At 51.9% G+C, this 20,050-nt stretch carries 18 protein-coding genes and 1 other annotated feature; of the genes, 5 read left to right on the top strand and 13 right to left on the bottom strand.

Annotated features, from left to right (window positions below; translation table 11 throughout):
• Positions 1 to 9: 9 nt before the first annotated feature.
• From nhaR to dnaK, 4 genes are all read right to left on the bottom strand, one after another.
• Positions 10 to 903: a transcriptional activator NhaR gene (gene nhaR, locus FDW94_RS18385; RefSeq protein ID WP_032942332.1), complete on the bottom strand. Its 894-nt coding sequence runs from the start codon at positions 901 to 903 to the stop codon at positions 10 to 12.
• A gap of 38 nt (positions 904 to 941) precedes the next feature.
• Positions 942 to 2,108 (bottom strand): Na+/H+ antiporter NhaA, encoded by a 1,167-nt coding sequence (gene nhaA / locus FDW94_RS18390; protein ID WP_137378059.1) that lies wholly within the window; start codon positions 2,106 to 2,108, stop codon positions 942 to 944.
• 206 nt (positions 2,109 to 2,314) lie between these two features.
• Entirely contained in the window at positions 2,315 to 3,448 is a 1,134-nt protein-coding gene (dnaJ, locus tag FDW94_RS18395; protein ID WP_003829737.1) for a molecular chaperone DnaJ, read from the bottom strand.
• 85 nt (positions 3,449 to 3,533) lie between these two features.
• On the bottom strand, positions 3,534 to 5,456 hold the full coding sequence (gene dnaK / locus FDW94_RS18400; protein ID WP_003829739.1) for a molecular chaperone DnaK: 1,923 nt from the start codon (positions 5,454 to 5,456) through the stop codon (positions 3,534 to 3,536).
• A gap of 384 nt (positions 5,457 to 5,840) precedes the next feature.
• Here dnaK and FDW94_RS18405 point away from each other — a divergent pair, with 384 nt between their 5' ends.
• Together FDW94_RS18405 and satP are read left to right on the top strand one after the other, a co-directional pair.
• Positions 5,841 to 6,245: a DUF2541 family protein gene (locus FDW94_RS18405; protein WP_008786150.1), complete on the top strand. Its 405-nt coding sequence runs from the start codon at positions 5,841 to 5,843 to the stop codon at positions 6,243 to 6,245.
• Between the two features lie 364 nt (positions 6,246 to 6,609).
• Complete coding sequence (satP, locus tag FDW94_RS18410) at positions 6,610 to 7,176, top strand: acetate uptake transporter (protein ID WP_003829744.1); 567 nt, start codon at positions 6,610 to 6,612, stop codon at positions 7,174 to 7,176.
• Positions 7,177 to 7,210: 34 nt separating this feature from the next.
• Here satP and FDW94_RS18415 read toward each other — a convergent pair whose 3' ends face one another.
• From FDW94_RS18415 to tal, 3 genes are all read right to left on the bottom strand, one after another.
• Positions 7,211 to 8,518, bottom strand: coding sequence for an MFS transporter (locus FDW94_RS18415; protein WP_003829746.1), 1,308 nt, complete (start codon positions 8,516 to 8,518; stop codon positions 7,211 to 7,213).
• A 124-nt stretch (positions 8,519 to 8,642) separates the two neighbouring features.
• Positions 8,643 to 9,230 carry a molybdopterin adenylyltransferase gene (gene mog / locus FDW94_RS18420; protein WP_137378060.1) on the bottom strand — a complete coding sequence of 196 codons (588 nt, stop codon included), beginning with the start codon at positions 9,228 to 9,230 and terminating at the stop codon, positions 8,643 to 8,645.
• 110 nt (positions 9,231 to 9,340) lie between these two features.
• Positions 9,341 to 10,294, bottom strand: a complete 954-nt coding sequence (gene tal / locus FDW94_RS18425; protein ID WP_003829752.1) for a transaldolase — start codon at positions 10,292 to 10,294, stop codon at positions 9,341 to 9,343.
• Between the two features lie 273 nt (positions 10,295 to 10,567).
• On the opposite strand from tal, the gene FDW94_RS18430 reads away from it, so the two are divergent.
• Together FDW94_RS18430 and yaaA are read left to right on the top strand one after the other, a co-directional pair.
• Positions 10,568 to 11,998 carry a sodium:alanine symporter family protein gene (locus FDW94_RS18430; RefSeq protein ID WP_020996236.1) on the top strand — a complete coding sequence of 477 codons (1,431 nt, stop codon included), beginning with the start codon at positions 10,568 to 10,570 and terminating at the stop codon, positions 11,996 to 11,998.
• A gap of 77 nt (positions 11,999 to 12,075) precedes the next feature.
• On the top strand, positions 12,076 to 12,849 hold the full coding sequence (yaaA, locus tag FDW94_RS18435; protein WP_032942329.1) for a peroxide stress protein YaaA: 774 nt from the start codon (positions 12,076 to 12,078) through the stop codon (positions 12,847 to 12,849).
• Between the two features lie 84 nt (positions 12,850 to 12,933).
• Here the strand turns inward: yaaA and thrC are convergent, their stop codons facing one another.
• The 6 genes from thrC to yjjY form a co-directional block, all read right to left on the bottom strand.
• Positions 12,934 to 14,220, bottom strand: coding sequence for a threonine synthase (thrC, locus tag FDW94_RS18440; protein ID WP_008786145.1), 1,287 nt, complete (start codon positions 14,218 to 14,220; stop codon positions 12,934 to 12,936).
• A gap of 3 nt (positions 14,221 to 14,223) precedes the next feature.
• Positions 14,224 to 15,153 (bottom strand): homoserine kinase, encoded by a 930-nt coding sequence (thrB, locus tag FDW94_RS18445; protein WP_137378061.1) that lies wholly within the window; start codon positions 15,151 to 15,153, stop codon positions 14,224 to 14,226.
• 1 nt (position 15,154) lies between these two features.
• Positions 15,155 to 17,617 carry a bifunctional aspartate kinase/homoserine dehydrogenase I gene (gene thrA / locus FDW94_RS18450; RefSeq protein ID WP_003829761.1) on the bottom strand — a complete coding sequence of 821 codons (2,463 nt, stop codon included), beginning with the start codon at positions 17,615 to 17,617 and terminating at the stop codon, positions 15,155 to 15,157.
• Positions 17,618 to 17,640: 23 nt separating this feature from the next.
• Positions 17,641 to 17,761: a sequence feature (Thr leader region), on the bottom strand.
• A complete protein-coding gene (gene thrL / locus FDW94_RS18455; protein WP_032337689.1) occupies positions 17,697 to 17,762 on the bottom strand; it encodes a thr operon leader peptide in 66 nt (21 codons plus the stop codon). Its footprint overlaps the feature before it by 65 nt.
• A gap of 211 nt (positions 17,763 to 17,973) precedes the next feature.
• Positions 17,974 to 18,660: a tRNA/rRNA methyltransferase gene (locus FDW94_RS18460; RefSeq protein ID WP_003829762.1), complete on the bottom strand. Its 687-nt coding sequence runs from the start codon at positions 18,658 to 18,660 to the stop codon at positions 17,974 to 17,976.
• 399 nt (positions 18,661 to 19,059) lie between these two features.
• Positions 19,060 to 19,200, bottom strand: a complete 141-nt coding sequence (gene yjjY, locus FDW94_RS18465) for a protein YjjY (RefSeq protein ID WP_042998021.1) — start codon at positions 19,198 to 19,200, stop codon at positions 19,060 to 19,062.
• Between the two features lie 95 nt (positions 19,201 to 19,295).
• Between yjjY and arcA the strand changes: the two genes are divergently transcribed.
• Positions 19,296 to 20,012 (top strand): two-component system response regulator ArcA, encoded by a 717-nt coding sequence (arcA, locus tag FDW94_RS18470; protein ID WP_001194359.1) that lies wholly within the window; start codon positions 19,296 to 19,298, stop codon positions 20,010 to 20,012.
• Positions 20,013 to 20,050 lie beyond the last annotated feature (38 nt).

Below are 20,050 nucleotides of genomic sequence, written 5' to 3' on the forward strand. Positions count from 1 at the left end.
TAAGTATGTCTACTGTGGCTTGAACAATGCCGAGTAGTCCGCATTGCAAATACGCTGCACCGCCGGATGCTGGATCATTCTTTCCGCAAATATGGCGTGATACTCTTCCATCACATTTTCTACGCGTCCAATTTCAACAATAGAATCATCAGCATAGAAATTGTGCGAATACAGAGTAGGTGCAACAAAAATAGCATTATGCGTTGCCCCAAACGCTTTCATCAGCGCAGCGTCATCAAATTCGCCGAGGATTTCGACATTCAATCCTTGTGAGTTGATCCAGTTCAGCAGCTTACGTCCGAGCATCGAACGACGTCCAGGGATCAGCAACCGACGTTCCTCAAGGCAGGCCGGGAATGGTTTTTCAGGCAGCGGTTTGGTGCACCAAAAACTCACGCTGCACTCGCCTATCCGCACTGAGAACAACCCTTCCTGCTGCGTAGAATCAATCGGACAGTCGGAGATAATCATATCCAGCTTATGCTGGCTGAGTTGATCCAACAGCATCTCGTGCGTTGACTCAAAACAACGCAGATGGATTTGTTCATCTTCAACCACAGCGGCATCCAGTACGCTGCTGACCAACTGCTTCGATAGCGCATCCGCCACGCCGACATCGAACAGCAAATTAGACTCTTTGCGGTAGTTCACGATATCCAGCATTTCCTGGCTTAAGGTGAACATCTTATCCGCGTAACGAAAAACCAATTCGCCTAACTCACTGGGCTCCAGCCCACGCCCCTTCCGCTTAAACAATTTTCCCTGTAAGCGTTCCTCAAGCGCTTTAATCTGCCCGGTAATGGTCTGCGGTGTCAGATAAAGCGCTTCTGCTGCACCAACCACTGACCCTTCTTTATAGACATGCCAAAAGTAGTACAGATGGTTGTAATTTATATGAGACATACTCTCTCCCTGAAAATTGTCACGAAAGGGTTATCCCGTCAGGCTGATGCGTTCAACCGGGCACGTAACCAGCAGTAACCTATCACTGCCGACAACAAGGAGCCGATCAGGATCCCCAGTTTTGCCCAATTAATCAGCTCAGGATCGACGTTGCCAAACGCCAGGCTGGCAATAAAAATCGACATCGTAAAGCCAATACCGCAAAGAATACCGACCGCCATAATCTGCTGGAAATTCGTTCCTTCCGGCAATTGCGCCACCTTGAGGCGTAACGCCAGCCAGCAAAACAGACTGATACCCAACGGCTTACCGATCAACAAACCCGCAATGATCCCCAGCGGTAACACCGAGGTCAGTCCATCAATAGTGACGCCCTGCAGTGAAACGCCCGCGTTGGCGAAAGCAAACAGTGGCAGGATCAGGTATGCCACCCATGGATGCAGAACATGCTCCAGTCGCTTCGCCGGTGAACGCCCATGTTTTTCCTTCAATGGAATGAAGAAGCCCACGATCACGCCCGCCAGAGTTGCATGCACGCCAGACTTCAGTACGGCAGTCCACAGCACTACGCCGACCAGAATATAAATACCGGTGCGTCTCACTCCGCACAGATTCAATCCTGCCAGAACAAGGATCGCGCACGCGGCAACGCCCAGCGACAGCAGCGAGAGGTCGCTGGTATAGAACAGTGCGATGATTACGATAGCGCCGAGGTCATCAATAATCGCCAGCGCCATCAGGAAGATTTTCAACGCCAGTGGTACACGACTGCCCAACAACGCCAGCACACCTAACGCAAAAGCAATATCCGTTGCCGCCGGGATCGCCCACCCTTCACGGGTGATGGGATCGGCATAGTTGAATGCCAGGTACAGCAGCGCCGGGACAATCATGCCCCCGATAGCAGCAATGATCGGGAACGCCGCCTGACGCAGACTGGCCAGCGAACCTTGCATTAACTCGCGCTTTACTTCCAGACCAATCAACAGGAAGAACACCGCCATCAACGCGTCGTTGATCCACAGCAGCATATTTTTGTTGATCTCAAGCGCGCCAACCCGCAGTTGAACTGGCGTTTCCAAAAAGGCGTGGTACCATCCACTGGTAACCCCGATATTTGCCATCAGCATAGCGACCACGGCTGCGATGATCAGAATGATGCCCCCCGAGGCGTCACTACTAAAAAAACGATGCAGATGTTTCACTTTTATTCTCTCTATTGGGTGAATACTTCGTAAATACTATCTTACACCCTCAAAAAGCTCGTTAAAATTAGATTATTCATGATGGATAAATCGGTTTTTACGATCTATACAGAGTAAGTCGATAAAGATTTTCCGAGCGGAAAACAGAAATAAAAAAGCCTGAGACTTTTCAGTCCCAGGCTTTTTATTCGAGATAAAACTGCGAATTAGCGAGTCAGATCGTCAAAGAACTTCTTCACACCGTCGAAGAAACTTTTGGAGCGCGGACTGTTTTGTTCGCCGGTCGGGCCGCCAAAGCTGTCCTGCAGATCTTTGAGCAGTTGCTTCTGCTTGTCGTTCAGGCCCACTGGGGTTTCAACCACCACGCGGCACAGCAGGTCGCCCTGAGCGCCACCGCGTACAGACTTGACGCCCTTTCCACGCATGCGGAAAAGTTTGCCAGTTTGCGTTTCGCCCGGAATTTTTAGCTTCACGCGACCGTCCAGCGTTGGGACTTCAATCTCGCCGCCCAGCGCAGCCATCGCAAAGTTAATCGGTACTTCGCAGTACAGGTTATTGCCTTCACGTTCGAAAATTGGGTGCTGTTTTACCTGCACCTGAACGTACAAATCACCTGCTGGCGCACCATGTTCACCGGCTTCACCTTCGCCCGCTAAACGAATGCGGTCGCCGGTATCAACCCCTGCCGGGATCTTAACGGACAGCGTTTTGCTTTTCTCAACACGACCATGACCGTGGCATTTGTTGCACGGATCTTTGATCAGCGTACCGCGGCCCTGACAGTGTGGACAGGTCTGCTGTACGGCAAAAAAGCCCTGACGCATCTGTACCTGACCAGAACCGTGACAGGTTGGGCAGGTCTGTGGCTGAGTACCTGCCTTCGCACCGCTACCGTGGCAGACGTCACACTCTTCCAGAGTCGGAATACGGATCTCTTTGGTGACGCCACGCACGGCTTCTTCCAGAGTGAGATCCATGTTGTAACGTAAATCAGCACCACGTGAGGCGCGCTGACGACCACGACCGCCGCCAAAGATATCGCCAAACACGTCACCAAAGATATCGCTGAAGTCAGCCCCGCCGCCAAAACCGCCGCCGCCGCCCATGCCGCCTTGCTCAAACGCAGCATGACCGTACTGATCGTAAGCCGCACGTTTTTGCGCATCGGTCAGGATTTCGTACGCTTCTTTGATCTCTTTAAACTTGGCTTCGGCCTCTTTATCACCCTGGTTGCGGTCCGGGTGAAATTTCATGGCCAGGCGCTTGTAGGCCTTTTTGATTTCACGCTCTTCCGCTGACTTGGAAACGCCTAAAATCTCGTAATAGTCTTGCTTAGCCATCTCTTTTTATCTGCCCCTAACATGCGTGCACGGGCGGAGAGGAAACCTCTTCGCCCGTGCCAGTAATTACCCGTTCAAAGGGCGATTATTTTTTGTCTTTCACTTCTTCAAACTCGGCGTCGACAACGTCGTCATCTTTCGCGTTGTTTGCAGAAGCATCAGCGCCTGCTGCACCAGCCTGCTGCTGTGCGTGCTGCTGCTGAGCGATTTCCATCAGTTTCTGGGAAACCTGTGCCAGCGCCTGCATTTTCGCTTCGATATCCGCTTTGTCTTCGCCTTTCAGAGAAGTTTCCAGCGCGGTCAGTGCAGACTCGATGGCAGTTTTGTCGTCAGCTGGCAGTTTGTCGCCTGCTTCTTCAACCTGCTTACGAGTGCTGTGCAACAGATGGTCACCCTGGTTACGAGTCTGAACCAGCTCTTCAAACTTACGGTCAGATTCTGCGTTCGCTTCTGCTTCGCGAACCATTTTCTGAATTTCTTCTTCGTTCAGACCAGAAGAAGCCTTGATGGTGATCTTCTGCTCTTTACCGCTGTTTTTGTCTTTCGCGGAAACGTGCAAGATACCGTCGGCATCGATGTCAAAAGTAACTTCGATCTGCGGCATACCGCGCGGAGCCGGGCTGATACCATCCAGGTTAAATTGACCCAGATCTTTGTTATCAGCGGCGCGTTTACGTTCACCCTGCAGCACGTGGATGGTTACCGCAGACTGGTTGTCTTCAGCGGTAGAGAACACCTGGCTGTGCTTGGTCGGGATAGTGGTGTTTTTCGCGATCAGTGGAGTCATCACGCCACCCATGGTTTCGATACCCAGAGACAGCGGGGTAACGTCCAGCAGCAGCACGTCTTTCACATCACCGGTCAATACACCACCCTGAACGGCAGCACCGATTGCCACTGCTTCGTCCGGGTTAACGTCTTTACGCGGCTCTTTACCGAAGAACTCAGCAACTTTCTTCTGTACCATCGGCATACGAGTCTGACCACCGACCAGGATAACGTCCTGAACGTCGGAAACAGACAGACCAGCATCCTGCAGAGCAACTTTCAGCGGCTCGATAGAACGGTTAACCAGGTCTTCAACCAGGCTTTCCAGTTTCGCACGGGTCACTTTGATGTTCATGTGTTTCGGACCAGTCGCGTCTGCAGTAATGTACGGCAGGTTCACGTCGGTCTGCTGAGCGGAAGACAGTTCGATCTTCGCTTTCTCAGCGGCTTCTTTAAGACGCTGCATCGCCAGCGGGTCATTACGCAGATCGATACCCTGATCTTTCTTAAATTCGTCAACCAGGTAGTTGATCATACGGCTGTCGAAGTCTTCACCACCCAGGTGGGTATCACCGTTGGTTGCCAGAACTTCGAAGGTTTTTTCGCCGTCAACTTCGTCGATTTCGATAATAGAGATATCGAAAGTACCACCACCGAGGTCATAAACCGCGATAGTACGGTTGCCGACTTCTTTATCCAGACCGTAAGCCAGTGCCGCTGCGGTCGGTTCGTTGATGATACGTTTTACTTCCAGACCTGCGATACGGCCAGCATCTTTGGTTGCCTGACGCTGAGCATCGTTGAAGTATGCAGGTACGGTGATAACCGCTTCAGTTACCGGTTCGCCCAGGTAATCTTCAGCCGTTTTCTTCATTTTTTTCAGCACTTCAGCAGAAATCTGCGGCGGTGCCATTTTCTGACCTTTTACGTCAATCCATGCATCACCGTTGTCAGCACCGATGATTTTGTACGGCATGATGGCTTCATCACGCTGTACTTCTTCGTCCTGGAAGCGGCGGCCAATCAGGCGTTTAATCGCAAACAGGGTGTTTTGCGGGTTTGTCACTGCCTGACGTTTAGCCGGCTGACCAACCAGAGTTTCACCATCCTGGGTATAAGCAATGATAGAAGGCGTGGTGCGATCGCCCTCGGCGTTCTCCAGCACACGTGCAGTAGTGCCATCCATAATCGCTACACAAGAGTTGGTAGTACCCAGGTCGATACCAATAATTTTACCCATCTAAACGTCTCCACTAAAAATTCGGTCATCATGTGGTTGTGAATCTGTAATAAGGGCGAAACGTGCGGTTTCAACTACCCTGAATCGTTTTTTTTCAGACTCACCACTGCGGTTGTCTACAAGATGGGGTCGTAACCCACGTCATCAAGGGGTGCATGAAAATTTTTTTTAGCACAGTGGCGATAAAATTAAGGTAAAAAGGCAGAAAGGCAAAAAAACGAATAGTTTCCAATCAAAATCAATTCACAAAACAAATCAAAACCAGCACGGCCATTCATGTGAAAATTGTAATAAAAAGAAAAGATTACGACCATGAAACGGTTTCCCGTCGGCGGTAAGATGGTCTGATGTCACACACTTTTACAGCCGTCAAAGAGAAATTCCATGAAATCCGTGTTAACCCTTTCCACCAGCCTGCTTATGGGCCTGCTGCTGAGCAGCGCCGCGCACGCTAACGATCATAAAGTTCTGGGTATGATTGCGATGCCCCGCAATGCAACCAACGACCTCACGCTGAGAATTCCCGTTTGCCGGGTGGTGAAGCGCATTCAGCTCACCGCCGATCGCGGCGATATTAAACTTAACGGCGCATCCGTCTACTTCAAAGCAGTACGCACTTCCAGCCAAAGCCTGAACGTCCCGTCATCCATTAAAGAGGGACAAACGACCAACTGGATCTCTATTAATAGCGACAACGACAATAAACGCTGCGTGTCTAAAATCACCTTCTCAGGCCAGTCAGTAAACTCCTCTGACATGGCAACGCTGAAAGTTATTGGCGACGATTAATTCTGCACATTTTGATTCAGAAGCCATAGAAAACATGCGGGGCAGACACGCGGTTGATGTGAAAGCCATTGGACTGGAATAACCACTGCCGCGCCCATGAAGCAGCGCCATCTGGCGATGGGTATTTCTCACCAGATCGTCCACCAAATCCCTCAGTTCCCGGTGGCACTTCAAATCGTCTGTCTTAGCAAAATGATCAACCACGCGTAAGCGTGATGTCCATCACAGGGAAAATAATTCATTTTCCCTTCGTTAGATCATAGACAGTGCCCTCTCCCCTGATTATCATGCCGCGCCCCGAAGACAGTGATCGTTATTTGGGGAAACTATTTCACCATTCAATCAATGATGATTTTGAGGAATTATGGGCAACACTAAGTTGGCTAATCCGGCACCGCTGGGCCTGATGGGCTTTGGCATGACCACCATTCTGCTTAACCTGCACAACGCGGGTTTCTTCGCCTTTGACGTTATTATTCTGGCGATGGGCATTTTCTACGGCGGTATCGCGCAAATATTTGCCGGTCTGCTGGAATATAAAAAGGGCAATACCTTCGGTTTAACCGCCTTTACCTCCTACGGTTCGTTCTGGCTGACGCTGGTTGCAATCCTAATCATGCCGAAAATGGGCCTGGCGGATGCAACCAATGGTCAGTTCCTGGGCGTATACCTGGGTCTGTGGGGCGTGTTTACACTGTTCATGTTCTTCGGCACGCTGAAAGCTAACCGCGCGTTGCAGTTTGTCTTCCTGAGCCTGACAGTGCTGTTCGCACTGCTGGCGGTCGGCAACATTGCAGGTAACGAAGCGATCATTCACGTTGCTGGCTGGATTGGCTTAGTGTGTGGCGCAAGCGCCATTTACCTGGCGATGGGTGAAGTGCTGAACGAACAGTTTGGCCGTACCATCCTGCCGATCGGTGAAGCGCACTAATCTGACGCTATCCCCCCGAACGGGGGGATATTCCTTACAAGCGCTGTAACTCTCCCTGCACGCTTGTATCGCGATGATAAATATCCTGTCGCAGCCAAATCCCCAGACCTAACCCCACCAGCGATAACGCCAGCACATACCAGGCCGGAGCCATTGGCGACACGCTCATTAACATCGTCACGGCGATTGGCGTCAGACCACCAAAAATGGCGTACGACACGTTGTAAGAAAAGGAGATTCCGGTAAAGCGGACCTCCGCCGGAAACGCCCGCACCATCACATAAGGCACAGCCCCCACCACGCCAACGCACAACCCTACCAGCCCGTATAGCAAGAACAAGTGCTGAGGATGGCTGCCGGTCAGATGATAGAAAAACCAGCTTGAACAGGCCAGCAGCAGGCTGCCGACAATAAAGGTTTTGCTGGCGCCGACCCGATCGACAATAAACCCGGCCAGCAGACAGCCGACGCACAGCATAATGGTCGCGACACTGTTGGCTTGTAACGTCAACGCCGGTGCAAAACCATACTGCTTCTGCAACCAGACTGGCGACATCAGGATCACCACCACAATCCCGGCCGATAACAGCCAGGTCAGCAGCATGGAAATGACCACCGCTTTTTTATGTTTGCTCACCACCGACTTCACCGGTAGCTCTTGCGCCAACGCTTTACGCTGCTGCATTTCGAGGAAGATGGGCGTTTCCTGTAACCAGCGACGCAGGTACATCGCCACCAGCCCAAACACGCCACCCAACAAAAACGGGATACGCCAGCCATAGTCATGCACAGCCTGTTGCGTCAGGCTGGTATTCACCAACGTCGCAACCACCGATCCCAGCAGAATTCCCACCGTCAGCCCGGCGGTCAGCGTGCCACAGGCAATGCCGATGCGGCGCTCCGGTACGTGCTCTGCCACGAACACCCACGCGCCCGGCACTTCTCCGCCGATGGCAGCGCCTTGCAAAATGCGCATCAGGAGTAACAGCAGCGGCGCGAGGATCCCCATTGAGGCGTAGGTAGGCAAAAGACCAATCGCCAGCGTCGGTATCGCCATCAGCAAAATGCTCAGGGTGAACATTTTCTTACGCCCGACCAGATCGCCAAAGTGCGCCATGATGATGCCACCCAGTGGACGCGCCAGATATCCGGCGGCAAAAATGCCGAAGGTTTGCACCTGACGTAGCCATTCAGGAATGTCTGCCGGGAAGAAGAGTTCGCCAACAACAGCGGCAAAGAAGACGAAGATAATGAAATCATAAAACTCAAGCGCACCGCCGAGGGCAGCAAGCGTAAGAGTTTTATAATCCTGGCGATTCAGCGGTCGAGTGTGTTGTGACATAGCAAACCATGAGTCAGTGGAGTTATTGAATCTGTCTGTCGATATATGTAAAGCAAAAATTACTATATCGTAAACAATTCAATACTCCACTGTCATTGGCACTTATGTCACGATCGGGCTACTTTCAGGCGTTTGTATCGCGGATTGCGCTTTTAGGACGAAAAGATGCTACAATAGTCGGTGCGGTTTCCACATACGGCCCATCCAGCAACTGTATACAATATGGTACACTTGCAAATATACCCGGCACGATAACCTTACCGTCGGCATCTTTCACGCCTTCCAGCGTTTCTTTGATCGATTTCGGCTGCCCTGGCAGATTCAGAATCAACGCCTGTTTACGAATCACACCAACCTGGCGGGAGAGAATAGCCGTTGGCACAAAGTGCAGGCTTATCTGGCGCATCTGCTCGCCAAAGCCCGGCATCTGGCGGTCGGCTACGGCCAGCGTGGCATCAGGCGTTACATCGCGGCGGGCCGGACCCGTTCCGCCGGTAGTCAGCACCAGATGACAGCTCATTTCATCCACCAGCTCACATAAGGTCTGTTCGATGATCGCCTGTTCATCCGGGATCAGTCGCGTTTGCAGCTCAAAAGGGGTGGTAAGGGCAGATGCCAGCCACTCTTCAAGGGCCGGGATACCTTTATCCTGGTAAACGCCGCTGGAAGCACGGTCAGAAATGGAAACCAGGCCAATGCGTAAAGTATTCATGATTATTCCGTTTAAACAGTCTCGTTAAACAGAATGATACACTGCGAAGGGAAGGACAGACAGGTTTCAGAAGAGGTAGCGTGACCCATATCAGGGCCACGCATTAATGATTACAGCAGATCGCCGATCATTTTTTCCAGTTTACCCTGGTCTACAGCAAACTTACGGATACCGTCCGCCAGTTTGTCTACAGCCATCGGATCCTGGTTGTGCTGCCACAGGAACTCAGCTTCGGTGATGCGTGCAGGACGCGCTTTCACTTCACCAGAGAAGGACAGTTTACGTTCGATAGTGCCCTCGCTTTCCGCCAGTTCTTTCAGCAGTGCCGGAGCAATAGTCAGACGATCGCAGCCTGCCAGCTCAATGATTTCGCCGACGTTACGGAAGCTCGCACCCATCACCACGGTTTCGTAACCGTGCTGTTTGTAGTACTCATAGATTTCCGTTACGGAAACCACACCCGGATCTTCTGCCGGTGCATACTCTTTCTTGTCAGTGTTGGCTTTGTACCAGTCCAGAATACGACCAACAAACGGAGAAATCAGATATACGCCAGCTTCTGCACATGCGCGCGCCTGAGCGAAGGAGAACAGCAGAGTCAGGTTACAGTTGATACCTTCTTTTTCCAACTGCTCAGCGGCACGGATGCCCTGCCAGGTTGAAGCCAGTTTGATCAGAATGCGATCGTTGCTGATGCCAGCATCGTTGTACATTTTGATCAGACGTTTTGCTTTCGCGATGGACGCGTCGGTGTCGTAGGACAGACGAGCGTCAACTTCAGTAGAGATACGACCCGGAACCAATTTCAGGATCTCCAGACCGATATTTACTGCCAGTTTGTCGGTCGCGTCGACGATCTGCTGTGCGCGGTCGTTGCTCTGCTGCTTAGCCCAGGCTACAGCGTCATCAATCAGCTTGCGGTATTCTGGGATCTGCGCTGCGTTAAGAATGAGAGAAGGGTTAGTTGTGGCATCCTGAGGCTGATACAGCTTCATTGCCGCGATGTCTCCGGTGTCGGCCACTACTGTGGTGAACTGACGAAGGGAGGTCAATTTGTCCGTCATGATAGCGATTCTCTTTAAACAGCTTGTTAGGGGGATGTAACCGATCTTCCCTGATGATAGCACGACGCACTCTCAGCGCAACCGCCTGGATTGTCCGACCCGCCGCTCAGCCCTGATTACGCATCTCACAGCTCGTGATGCGCAATTAAGGATATACCCATTGTTATGGTAAACTCCCGCAATCAATCACCTTATAAGGTATATACTGGTCGATAATTGGTAGCGCTTACACGGGATTATTCGCGCTTACCGGCATCAACAAGAGGGATGTTAATGCCTGATTTTTTCTCATTTATTAATGAAATACTCTGGGGATCGGTGATGATCTACCTCCTGCTTGGCGCAGGATGTTGGTTCACCTGGCGTACAGGGTTCGTGCAGTTCCGCTATATTCGCCAGTTTGGCAAAAGTCTTAAAAACAGCATCAGCCCGCAGCCGGGCGGTTTAACTTCTTTTCAGGCTCTGTGCACCAGTCTTGCCGCGCGCGTCGGTAGCGGAAATCTGGCGGGTGTGGCGTTGGCGATCGCCGCCGGCGGCGCAGGGGCCATTTTCTGGATGTGGGTCTCGGCGGTCATTGGTATGGCAACCTCATTCGCCGAATGTTCCCTTGCCCAACTGTATAAAGAGCGCGACAGCAAGGGACAGTTTCGCGGCGGTCCTGCATGGTATATGGCCCGTGGATTGGGCATGCGCTGGATGGGCGTGCTGTTTGCCATCTTTTTACTCATTGCCTATGGCCTGATTTTTAACAGCGTGCAGGCAAACTCAGTCTCTCGTGCGTTGACCTTTGCTTTTGACATCCCTCCCCTCTTCTCCGGTATCGCACTGGCAATAGTGTCATTACTGGTCATCGTCGGCGGCATTAAAGGCGTTGCCCGCCTGATGCAATGGTTTGTTCCGATGATGGCGCTGCTGTGGATCGGTTGTAGCCTCGTCATCTGCCTTTGGCATTTCGGACAGCTCCCCGGCATTATCATGACCATCATAAAAAGCGCCTTTGGCTGGCAGGAAGCCGCGGCCGGTGCAGCCGGGTATACGCTAAGCCAGGCCATTGCCAGCGGTTTTCAGCGCGGTATGTTCTCTAATGAAGCAGGAATGGGCTCAACTCCGAACGCAGCCGCCTCGGCAGCATCCTGGCCGCCACACCCTGCAGCACAAGGCATTGTGCAAATGATTGGTGTATTGGGCGATACGCTAATTCTTTGTACGGCCAGCGCAATGATCATTTTACTGGCGGGTAATGGCACCACTTATGTGCCAATGGAAGGCATCCAGTTGCTGCAACGAGCCATGGTCTCGCTGACGGGTGAATGGGGGGCCGGATTCGTTGCCTTAATAGTGATTCTGTTTGCCTTTAGCTCTATCGTCGCCAACTACATTTATGCGGAAAACAACCTCATATTCCTGAAACTGGACAACATCCGGGTTATCTGGCTATTACGAATCGCCACCGTTTGCACCGTCATTGGTGGTACGTTAATCAGTTTTCCGCTGGTCTGGCAACTTGCCGACATCATCATGGCCTGTATGGCCATTACTAACCTGACGGCGATTCTTCTGCTTTCTCCGGTTGTCCATACCATCGCCAGCGATTATCTGCGCCAGCGAAAACTCGGGGTACGCCCGGAATTCGATCCGCGCCGTTATCCTGATATCAGACAACAGCTTGCGCCCGATAGCTGGGATGAAACGCCGCGCGAATAGCGCGGCAATCGCAACCATCGATCAATTCAGTCGTTTTTTTTGCTAAAGTCGCAGTAAATTTCCTGCAAGGACTGGATATGCTGATTCTGATTTCACCTGCAAAAACGCTCGACTACCAAAGCCCGCTGGCAACGACACGTCATACGCTGCCCGAGTTGCTGGATCACTCTCAGCAGCTTATTCACGTGGCACGCCAGCTCTCTGCACCGCAGATTGGCAAGCTGATGGGGATTAGCGACAAGCTGGCGGATCTGAACGCCACCCGTTTCCATGACTGGCAGCCTGACTTCACGCCGGACAATGCACGTCAGGCCATTCTGGCGTTTAAAGGCGACGTCTATACAGGGTTGCAGGCTGAAACCTTCAGCGAGGCGGATTTCGACTTCGCTCAACAGCATTTACGGATGCTGTCCGGGTTGTACGGCGTTTTGCGTCCGCTGGATTTGATGCAGCCATACCGTCTGGAGATGGGCATTCGTCTGGCCAATGCGAAGGGTAAAGATCTCTACCAGTTCTGGGGAGATACCATCACCGATAAACTTAACGAAGCGCTGGAAGCGCAAGGCGACAGCGTGGTGATCAACCTCGCCTCGGATGAGTATTTTAAATCCGTGAAGCCGAAAAAACTCAACGCTGAGCTTATCAAACCGGTCTTCCTCGACGAGAAGAACGGCAAGTTTAAAGTCATCAGCTTCTATGCCAAAAAAGCGCGCGGCCTGATGAGTCGCTACATTATTGAGAACCGCTTAACGCAACCGGAACAGCTGACCGCATTTAACAGCGAAGGCTACTTCTTTGATGAAGAAGCATCAGGAAACGGCGAACTGGTGTTTAAACGCCACGAGCAATAGTAAAAAGGCCGGATGACGGCTAACGCCTTATCCGGCCTACAGGTTTTGTCGGCCCGCTATGCAAAGCGCCAGCGGGCGCAACCGTTAACCGCGGGTCATCATCAGCTTGCGCAGTTCAGCAAAATCAGCTGGCAGGTGATGAGAAAGCAGCGGCAGGTCCGCGCGTTCCGCCAGTTCTTTTGGCAACGCCAGCGTCAGGTCAAGAATCTCTTCAACGCTTTCTTTAAACTTCGCCGGATGCGCAGTACCAAGGAACAGGCCGTACTCGCCAGGATTCAGTTGGTCACGCAGCGCTCGGTAAGCCACCGCCGCATGCGGTTCTGAGGTGTAGCCTATCTCATGTAACTCACGCATCGTGTCCTGAGTCGTCGCATCGTCAACAGCGGCATAACCCAGCTCATTCAGACGCCAGATTTTACGGCGGAACAGTTCTTCCACGCGCGGCCAGTTGTTCGGCTGGCTGACATCCATCGCATTCGACAACGTTGCCTGGGTCGCTTTCGGCGCCCACTCACCTTCTGCAAGGAAACGCGGAACCGTATCGTTAACGTTAGTCGCCGCGATAAAACGCTTCACCGGCAAGCCCAGTGATTTCGCCAGCAGCCCGGCGGTCAGATCGCCAAAGTTACCGCTGGGAACGGAAATCACCAGTTGATTACGCGCCTCTTGCGGCAGTTGGGCCACAGCCTCAAAGTAGTAACAGATTTGCGCCAACAGACGGCTGATGTTAATTGAGTTAGCCGAGTTCAGTCCCAGGGCTACCTTCAGCTCTTCGTCATCAAACGCCTGTTTCACCAGCGCCTGGCAGGCATCAAAATCGCCATCAATCGCCACAGTTTCAATGTTACCGCCCAGCGTACAGAACAGTTTTTCCTGTAATGGGCTGATCTTGCCGTTCGGGTAGAGGATCACCACGCGCACATTTTTCAGGCCATAAAAGGCATGCGCAACCGCCGCCCCGGTGTCTCCGGAGGTCGCCGTCAGAATCGTTACCGGTTTGTCGCCACTGATGTGCGTCAGCATCTGCGCCATAAAGCGCCCGCCAAAGTCTTTAAATGCAAGCGTAGGGCCGTGGAACAGTTCCAGACAGCCGACATCCGCGGCAACCTGGGCAACCGGAGCCGGAAAGGCAAATGCCGCACGCACACGCTCTTCCAGAATTTCCTGAGGGATCTCATCACCAATAAATGCGGACAGGATCTTCGCGCTGCGGCTAACGAAGTCCTGGTTCAGCATCTCATCCACTTCTGTCAGATTGAATTCCGGTAGATCGTGCGGAAAAAACAATCCCTGATTCTTGCCCAGTCCTTGCGTAACAGCCTGTGCAAAGCTGACCTGTTCGTTGTGATCTTTCAGATTATACAGTTTCATTGATTATCCCAGTACCCGTGCGCCCGCCGTGTCCAGCCGGCAAATATGAACAAAGCCTTCCTGATTTTGCAGGTAATTTTTACCCAGCCAATCTGCTACGCGCTGTGCCGTATCCGGCTTATCGCACAAAGCGAACAGCGTCGGCCCAGACCCGGATATACCGCTGGCCAGCGCGCCAATTTCTGCGACCGCCTGACGCGCCTGGCTAAAGCCTGGCAGCAAGCGGGTACGATACGGCTCAGCAATGACGTCTTTCATCAACTTCGCGGCCAGAAGAGGCTGACGGGAATAGCAGGCATGGATGAATCCCGCCAGATGCCGCCCGTGAGCGATACAGTCCTGACGGCGATACTGCGCTGGGAGAATCGCCCGCGCTTCAGCCGTCGACACTTTAATCCCTGGATACGCCAGTACCCACAGCCACTCATCAAAGCCTGGCACCTGCTGGCTAATAATGCCGTTTTCTTCAATCATTAACTGCATACCGCCCAAAAAGCACGGAGCGACGTTATCGTAATGAATGCTGCCGGAGATACGCCCTTCAAGTTCGCCCATTATCGCTAACAGGCGCGTATCGTTGAGCGGCTTACCGCAATATTCGTTCATAGCGACTAACGCCGCCACGACGGAACAGGCGCTGGAGCCTAACCCGGAGCCAATCGGCATATTTTTTTCCAGCGTCATCGCCACCGGAACGGTTTTACCCAGCTCCTGGCAGAATCGCTCCCAACACTGGTAGACAATATTTTCACGTGGCTCGGACGGCAGTTTGTTGGCAAAGCGCCCAAGGTTGTTCAGGCTGAACTGGTCAGCCGCCTCAACAGACACCACATCACCCAACAGCGAACCGTCCACCGGAGTTACCGCCGCACCGAGTACATCAAACCCGACGCTCATATTGGCACTGGAAGCCGGGGCATAAACTCTCACCATGTCAGACTCCTAACTTCCATGAAAGGGTGCGTAGCAGGTCGGCAAAGACGCCCGCCGCCGTCACATCGTTACCCGCGCCATATCCGCGTAGAACTAACGGTAACGGCTGATAGTAGTGGCTATAGAACGCCAGCGCGTTTTCACCGTTTTTCACTTTAAACAGCGGATCGTTGCCGTCTACTGCATCAATTTTCACGCGACAAACGCCGTCCTCTTCAATATTGCCAACATAGCGCAATACTTTTCCCTCATCACGGGCTTTCGCCACGCGCGCGGCAAAGACGTCATCCAGCTGCGACAATTTCGCCATAAACGCGGAAACATCACCGGAGTCATCAAACTCTTTTGGCAGGACCGGCTCAATGACAATGTCAGAAAGCTCCAGCTCACGACCAGTTTCACGGGCCAGGATCAGCAGCTTACGCGCCACGTCCGTACCGGAAAGATCGTCACGCGGATCGGGTTCGGTATAGCCCATCTCACGCGCCAGGGTGGTGGCCTGCGAGAAGCTCATGCCTTCATCCAGCTTGCCGAAAATAAACGACAGTGAGCCAGAAAGGATGCCTGAAAAACGTTGCAGTTCATCACCTGCGCTGAGCAGATTTTGCAGGTTTTCAATAACCGGCAAGCCCGCGCCCACGTTGGTGTCGTACAGGAATTTACGACGAGACTTCGCGGCGGCAAAACGCAGCTGATGATAGTAATCCATCGACGACGTGTTGGCCTTTTTGTTCGGCGTAACCACGTGGAAGCCTTCACGCAAGAAGTCGGCATATTGATCCGCTACCGCCTGGCTTGACGTACAGTCGACAATCACCGGATTGAGCAGATGGTATTCTTTCACCAGACGAATTAAGCGCCCAAGGTTGAAAGGCTCTTTCGCGCTCTCCAGCTCCGACTGCCAGTTTTCCAGATTCAGACCGTGGACGTTGGTCAGCAGGGCCTTCGAGTTCGCCACACCGCACACGCGCAGATCGATATGCTTCTTTTTGAGCCAGGTTTGCTGACGTTTAAGCTGCTCCAGCAGCGCACCGCCCACGCCGCCTACGCCAATCACAAACACTTCAATCACCTGGTCGGTGTTGAACAGCATCTGATGGGTCACGCGTACGCCGGTGGTCGCGTCATCGTTATTCACCACCACCGAAATAGAACGCTCAGACGAGCCCTGGGCGATCGCTACAATATTGATGTTCGCCCGAGCCAGCGCGGCAAAGAACTTCGCCGAGATGCCGCGCAGGGTGCGCATACCATCGCCAACAACAGAGATGATGGCCAGACGCTCAGTCACCGCCAGCGGCTCCAGCAGGCCTTCTTTCAGCTCGAGGTAGAATTCATCCTGCATAGCGCGTTGTGCACGCGCGCAGTCGCCCTGCGGGACGCAGAAGCTGATGCTGTATTCAGAAGAGGATTGGGTGATCAGCACTACCGAGATGCCCGCACGCGACATTGCGGCAAAAACGCGCGCCGCCATGCCCACCATGCCTTTCATTCCAGGGCCGGAAACGCTAAACATCGCCATGTTATTGAGGTTAGAAATACCTTTTACCGGCAAATCATCGTCATCACTGCTGGCACCGATCAGCGTACCGGGCGCTTGCGGATTGCCGGTATTTTTAATCAGGCACGGGATCTGGAACTGGGCAATAGGGGTAATGGTGCGCGGGTGCAGCACTTTAGCGCCGAAGTAAGAAAGCTCCATCGCTTCCTGATAAGACATCGACTTAAGCAGTCGGGCGTCGGGTACCTGACGCGGATCGCAAGTATATACACCGTCGACATCGGTCCAGATTTCACAACAATCGGCACGCAAACAGGCGGCCAGTACGGCGGCAGAGTAGTCAGAGCCATTACGCCCCAACACCACTAACTCACCTTTTTCATTTCCAGCGGTAAACCCTGCCATCAGAATCATGTGGTCCGCAGGAATACGGCTGGCGGCGATGCGGCGCGTAGATTCGGCGATATCAACGGTAGATTCGAGGTAATGGCCGACAGCCAGCAATTTCTCCACCGGGTCGATGACCGTTACGTTATGCCCGCGTGCTTCCAACAGGCCGGCCATGATAGCAATCGACATTTTTTCACCACGGCAGATAAGCGCGGCATTGATACTGTCCGGGCACTGTCCCAGCAGGCTGATGCCGTGCAGGACGTGCTTAATCTGGGCAAATTCTTGTTCAACAAAGGCTTTGAGCTGCGCCAGCGGAAAACCTGGTTGCTCGGCGGCAAGACCCACCAGCAGCTCGGAGAAAATGCGTTCGGCGTCGCTGATATTAGCTAAAGCATCCTGACCACCGATGGTCTTCTCAATCATTGCCACCAGATGGTTGGTAATTTTTGCGGGGGCAGAGAGAACGGTCGCGACCTGCCCCTGTCTGGCATTGCTTTCCAGAATATCGGCAACCCGCAGAAAGCGCTCTGCATTTGCCACTGATGTACCGCCGAACTTCAACACTCGCATGGTTTACCTCATTGCCTTTGGTCGAAAAAAAAGCCCGCACTGTTTAGGTGCGGGCTTTTTCTTGTGTTTCCTGTACGCGTCAGCCCGCACCGTTACCTGTGGTAATGGTGATGGTTGTAGTAATGGTGATGCTGATGCGTTTCATGGTGTTGTGTGCTCTGTAATTATTTATTATCTGTCCTGTATTCTTTTAGGGTTAAAGTATCTGCTGACCTAAGTCAATAAATTTTTAAATTGATCACATTCCGAAACTTGTTCATGAGCAACTGCTTGCCCTTTTACTTTCAACCAATACAGCATGTCGAGCCCACTTGAACCAAGAACAAAACACTACACAACAAAAATTGTTCAACATTTTATTTTGTGATGTTTTTTTCAATATCATGTAAAAAACGGTGCAACATTGCCGTGTCTCGCTGCCCCAACAGACCCATTCGCTGTTGCAACCAGTCCGTCAGCTTGATGTCGTCAGAAACGTTCAGCGTGGCTAATAAACGCAAAACGCGTGCGCGCAATGCCTGCAGCTGAAGCTCATCCGTCACCTCAACGTTTTTGGCCGGTTGTTGTATTAAACCTGCTAATTGATAGCAATACACCATCACCGCCTGCCCCAAATTGAGTGAAGGATAGTCAGCGACCATCGGTACACCAGTGAGTACATCTGCCAGCGCTAATTCTTCATTGGTCAGCCCCGAATCTTCACGACCAAACACCAGCGCTGCATGTTCCATCCACGTGGATTTCTCCTGTAACAGGGGAACCAGTTCGACCGGGGTGGCGTAATAATGGAACTTCGCCCGGCTACGCGCGGTGGTCGCAACGGTAAAATCAACGTCGTGAAGCGCATCGGCTAACGTTGGAAAAACGTTAATATTATCAATAATGTCGCCCGATCCATGCGCGACCCATCGCGTGGCGGGTTCCAGGTGCGCCTCGCTGTCAACGATACGTAATTGAGTGAATCCCATGGTCTTCATCGCACGGGCAGCCGCACCAATATTTTCCGCTCTGGCAGGGGCAACCAGAATAATTGTTAAACGCATTTCGATACTCTTTTTGGTCAGTCTGCAAGTAATAATGTGACGTACGTCAACATATTACGCAGCGCAAATTTACATTTTTTTAACAGAAGTCACTGAAAAAGGATTTCGCATCCGGTAAAAAATGCTAAACTATTTCCAAACTGTACTATTGCTTTTTATGTTAACAAAAGTTGTATATCCCTCTGTTTATCCATGATAATTTATTTTAAAATGGATCGCATTGGTTGGATTCATTACATTTATTAATTAGCTCGTGCAACTAGTTGTAATATTGCAATTTTGTGATGAAAGCAAACATTTGGATACGTTGATTTCATCAAACTGTTAACGTGCTACAATTGAACTTGATATATGTCAACGAAGCGTAGTTTTATTGGGTGTCCGGCATGTCTTAGCCTGTTATGTTGCTGTTAAAATGGTTAGGATGACAGCCGTTTTTGACACTGTCGGGTCCAGAGGGAAACTACCCACGACCAAGCTAATGATGTTGTTGACGTTGATGGAAAGTGCATCAAGAACGCAATTACGTACTTTAGTCATGTTACGCCGATCATGTTAATTTACGGCATGCATCAGGCAGGTCAGGGACTTTTGTACTTCCTGTTTCGATTTAGTTGGCAATTTAGGTAGCAAACATGCAGACCCCGCACATTCTTATCGTTGAAGACGAGTTAGTAACACGCAACACGTTGAAAAGCATTTTCGAAGCAGAAGGCTATGATGTATTCGAAGCGACAGATGGCGCGGAAATGCATCAGATTCTCTCTGAATATGACATCAACCTTGTGATTATGGATATCAATCTGCCTGGGAAAAATGGCCTCCTGTTAGCGCGCGAACTTCGCGAACAAGCTAACGTTGCGCTGATGTTCCTGACGGGCCGTGATAACGAAGTCGATAAAATTCTCGGCCTCGAAATCGGCGCAGACGATTACATCACCAAGCCGTTTAACCCGCGCGAACTGACTATCCGTGCTCGTAACCTGCTGTCCCGTACCATGAACCTGGGTACTGTCAGCGAAGAACGCCGTAGCGTCGAAAGCTACAAGTTCAACGGCTGGGAGCTGGACATCAACAGCCGCTCTCTGATTGGTCCTGACGGCGAGCAGTATAAACTGCCACGCAGCGAATTCCGTGCAATGCTTCACTTCTGTGAGAATCCGGGCAAAATCCAGTCTCGCGCAGAACTGCTGAAAAAAATGACCGGTCGCGAACTGAAGCCGCATGACCGTACCGTTGACGTGACTATCCGCCGCATTCGTAAACATTTCGAATCAACGCCGGATACGCCAGAAATCATCGCCACCATTCACGGTGAAGGCTACCGTTTCTGCGGCGACCTACAGGATTAATTCAATCCTCACAGGTAAAAAAACGGCGCAATATGCGC

The sequence above is a fragment of the Citrobacter sp. wls757 genome, from assembly GCF_005280935.1.
GTDB classification, from domain to species: domain Bacteria; phylum Pseudomonadota; class Gammaproteobacteria; order Enterobacterales; family Enterobacteriaceae; genus Citrobacter; species Citrobacter portucalensis.

What these genes read in the sequence shown, in the direction of transcription:
- FDW94_RS18430 (WP_020996236.1), top strand. Translation starts at nt 10,568, where the DNA reads ATGCCTGATTTTTTCTCATTTATTAATGAAATACTCTGGGGATCGGTG.
- FDW94_RS18460 (WP_003829762.1), bottom strand. Translation starts at nt 18,660, where the DNA reads ATGCGTTTAACAATTATTCTGGTTGCCCCTGCCAGAGCGGAAAATATT.
- FDW94_RS18405 (WP_008786150.1), top strand. Translation starts at nt 5,841, where the DNA reads ATGAAATCCGTGTTAACCCTTTCCACCAGCCTGCTTATGGGCCTGCTG.
- dnaK (WP_003829739.1), bottom strand. Translation starts at nt 5,456, where the DNA reads ATGGGTAAAATTATTGGTATCGACCTGGGTACTACCAACTCTTGTGTA.
- mog (WP_137378060.1), bottom strand. Translation starts at nt 9,230, where the DNA reads ATGAATACTTTACGCATTGGCCTGGTTTCCATTTCTGACCGTGCTTCC.
- thrB (WP_137378061.1), bottom strand. Translation starts at nt 15,153, where the DNA reads ATGGTGAGAGTTTATGCCCCGGCTTCCAGTGCCAATATGAGCGTCGGG.
- nhaR (WP_032942332.1), bottom strand. Translation starts at nt 903, where the DNA reads ATGTCTCATATAAATTACAACCATCTGTACTACTTTTGGCATGTCTAT.
- tal (WP_003829752.1), bottom strand. Translation starts at nt 10,294, where the DNA reads ATGACGGACAAATTGACCTCCCTTCGTCAGTTCACCACAGTAGTGGCC.
- arcA (WP_001194359.1), top strand. Translation starts at nt 19,296, where the DNA reads ATGCAGACCCCGCACATTCTTATCGTTGAAGACGAGTTAGTAACACGC.
- dnaJ (WP_003829737.1), bottom strand. Translation starts at nt 3,448, where the DNA reads ATGGCTAAGCAAGACTATTACGAGATTTTAGGCGTTTCCAAGTCAGCG.
- satP (WP_003829744.1), top strand. Translation starts at nt 6,610, where the DNA reads ATGGGCAACACTAAGTTGGCTAATCCGGCACCGCTGGGCCTGATGGGC.
- FDW94_RS18415 (WP_003829746.1), bottom strand. Translation starts at nt 8,518, where the DNA reads ATGTCACAACACACTCGACCGCTGAATCGCCAGGATTATAAAACTCTT.
- yjjY (WP_042998021.1), bottom strand. Translation starts at nt 19,200, where the DNA reads ATGACTAAAGTACGTAATTGCGTTCTTGATGCACTTTCCATCAACGTC.
- yaaA (WP_032942329.1), top strand. Translation starts at nt 12,076, where the DNA reads ATGCTGATTCTGATTTCACCTGCAAAAACGCTCGACTACCAAAGCCCG.
- thrC (WP_008786145.1), bottom strand. Translation starts at nt 14,220, where the DNA reads ATGAAACTGTATAATCTGAAAGATCACAACGAACAGGTCAGCTTTGCA.
- thrA (WP_003829761.1), bottom strand. Translation starts at nt 17,617, where the DNA reads ATGCGAGTGTTGAAGTTCGGCGGTACATCAGTGGCAAATGCAGAGCGC.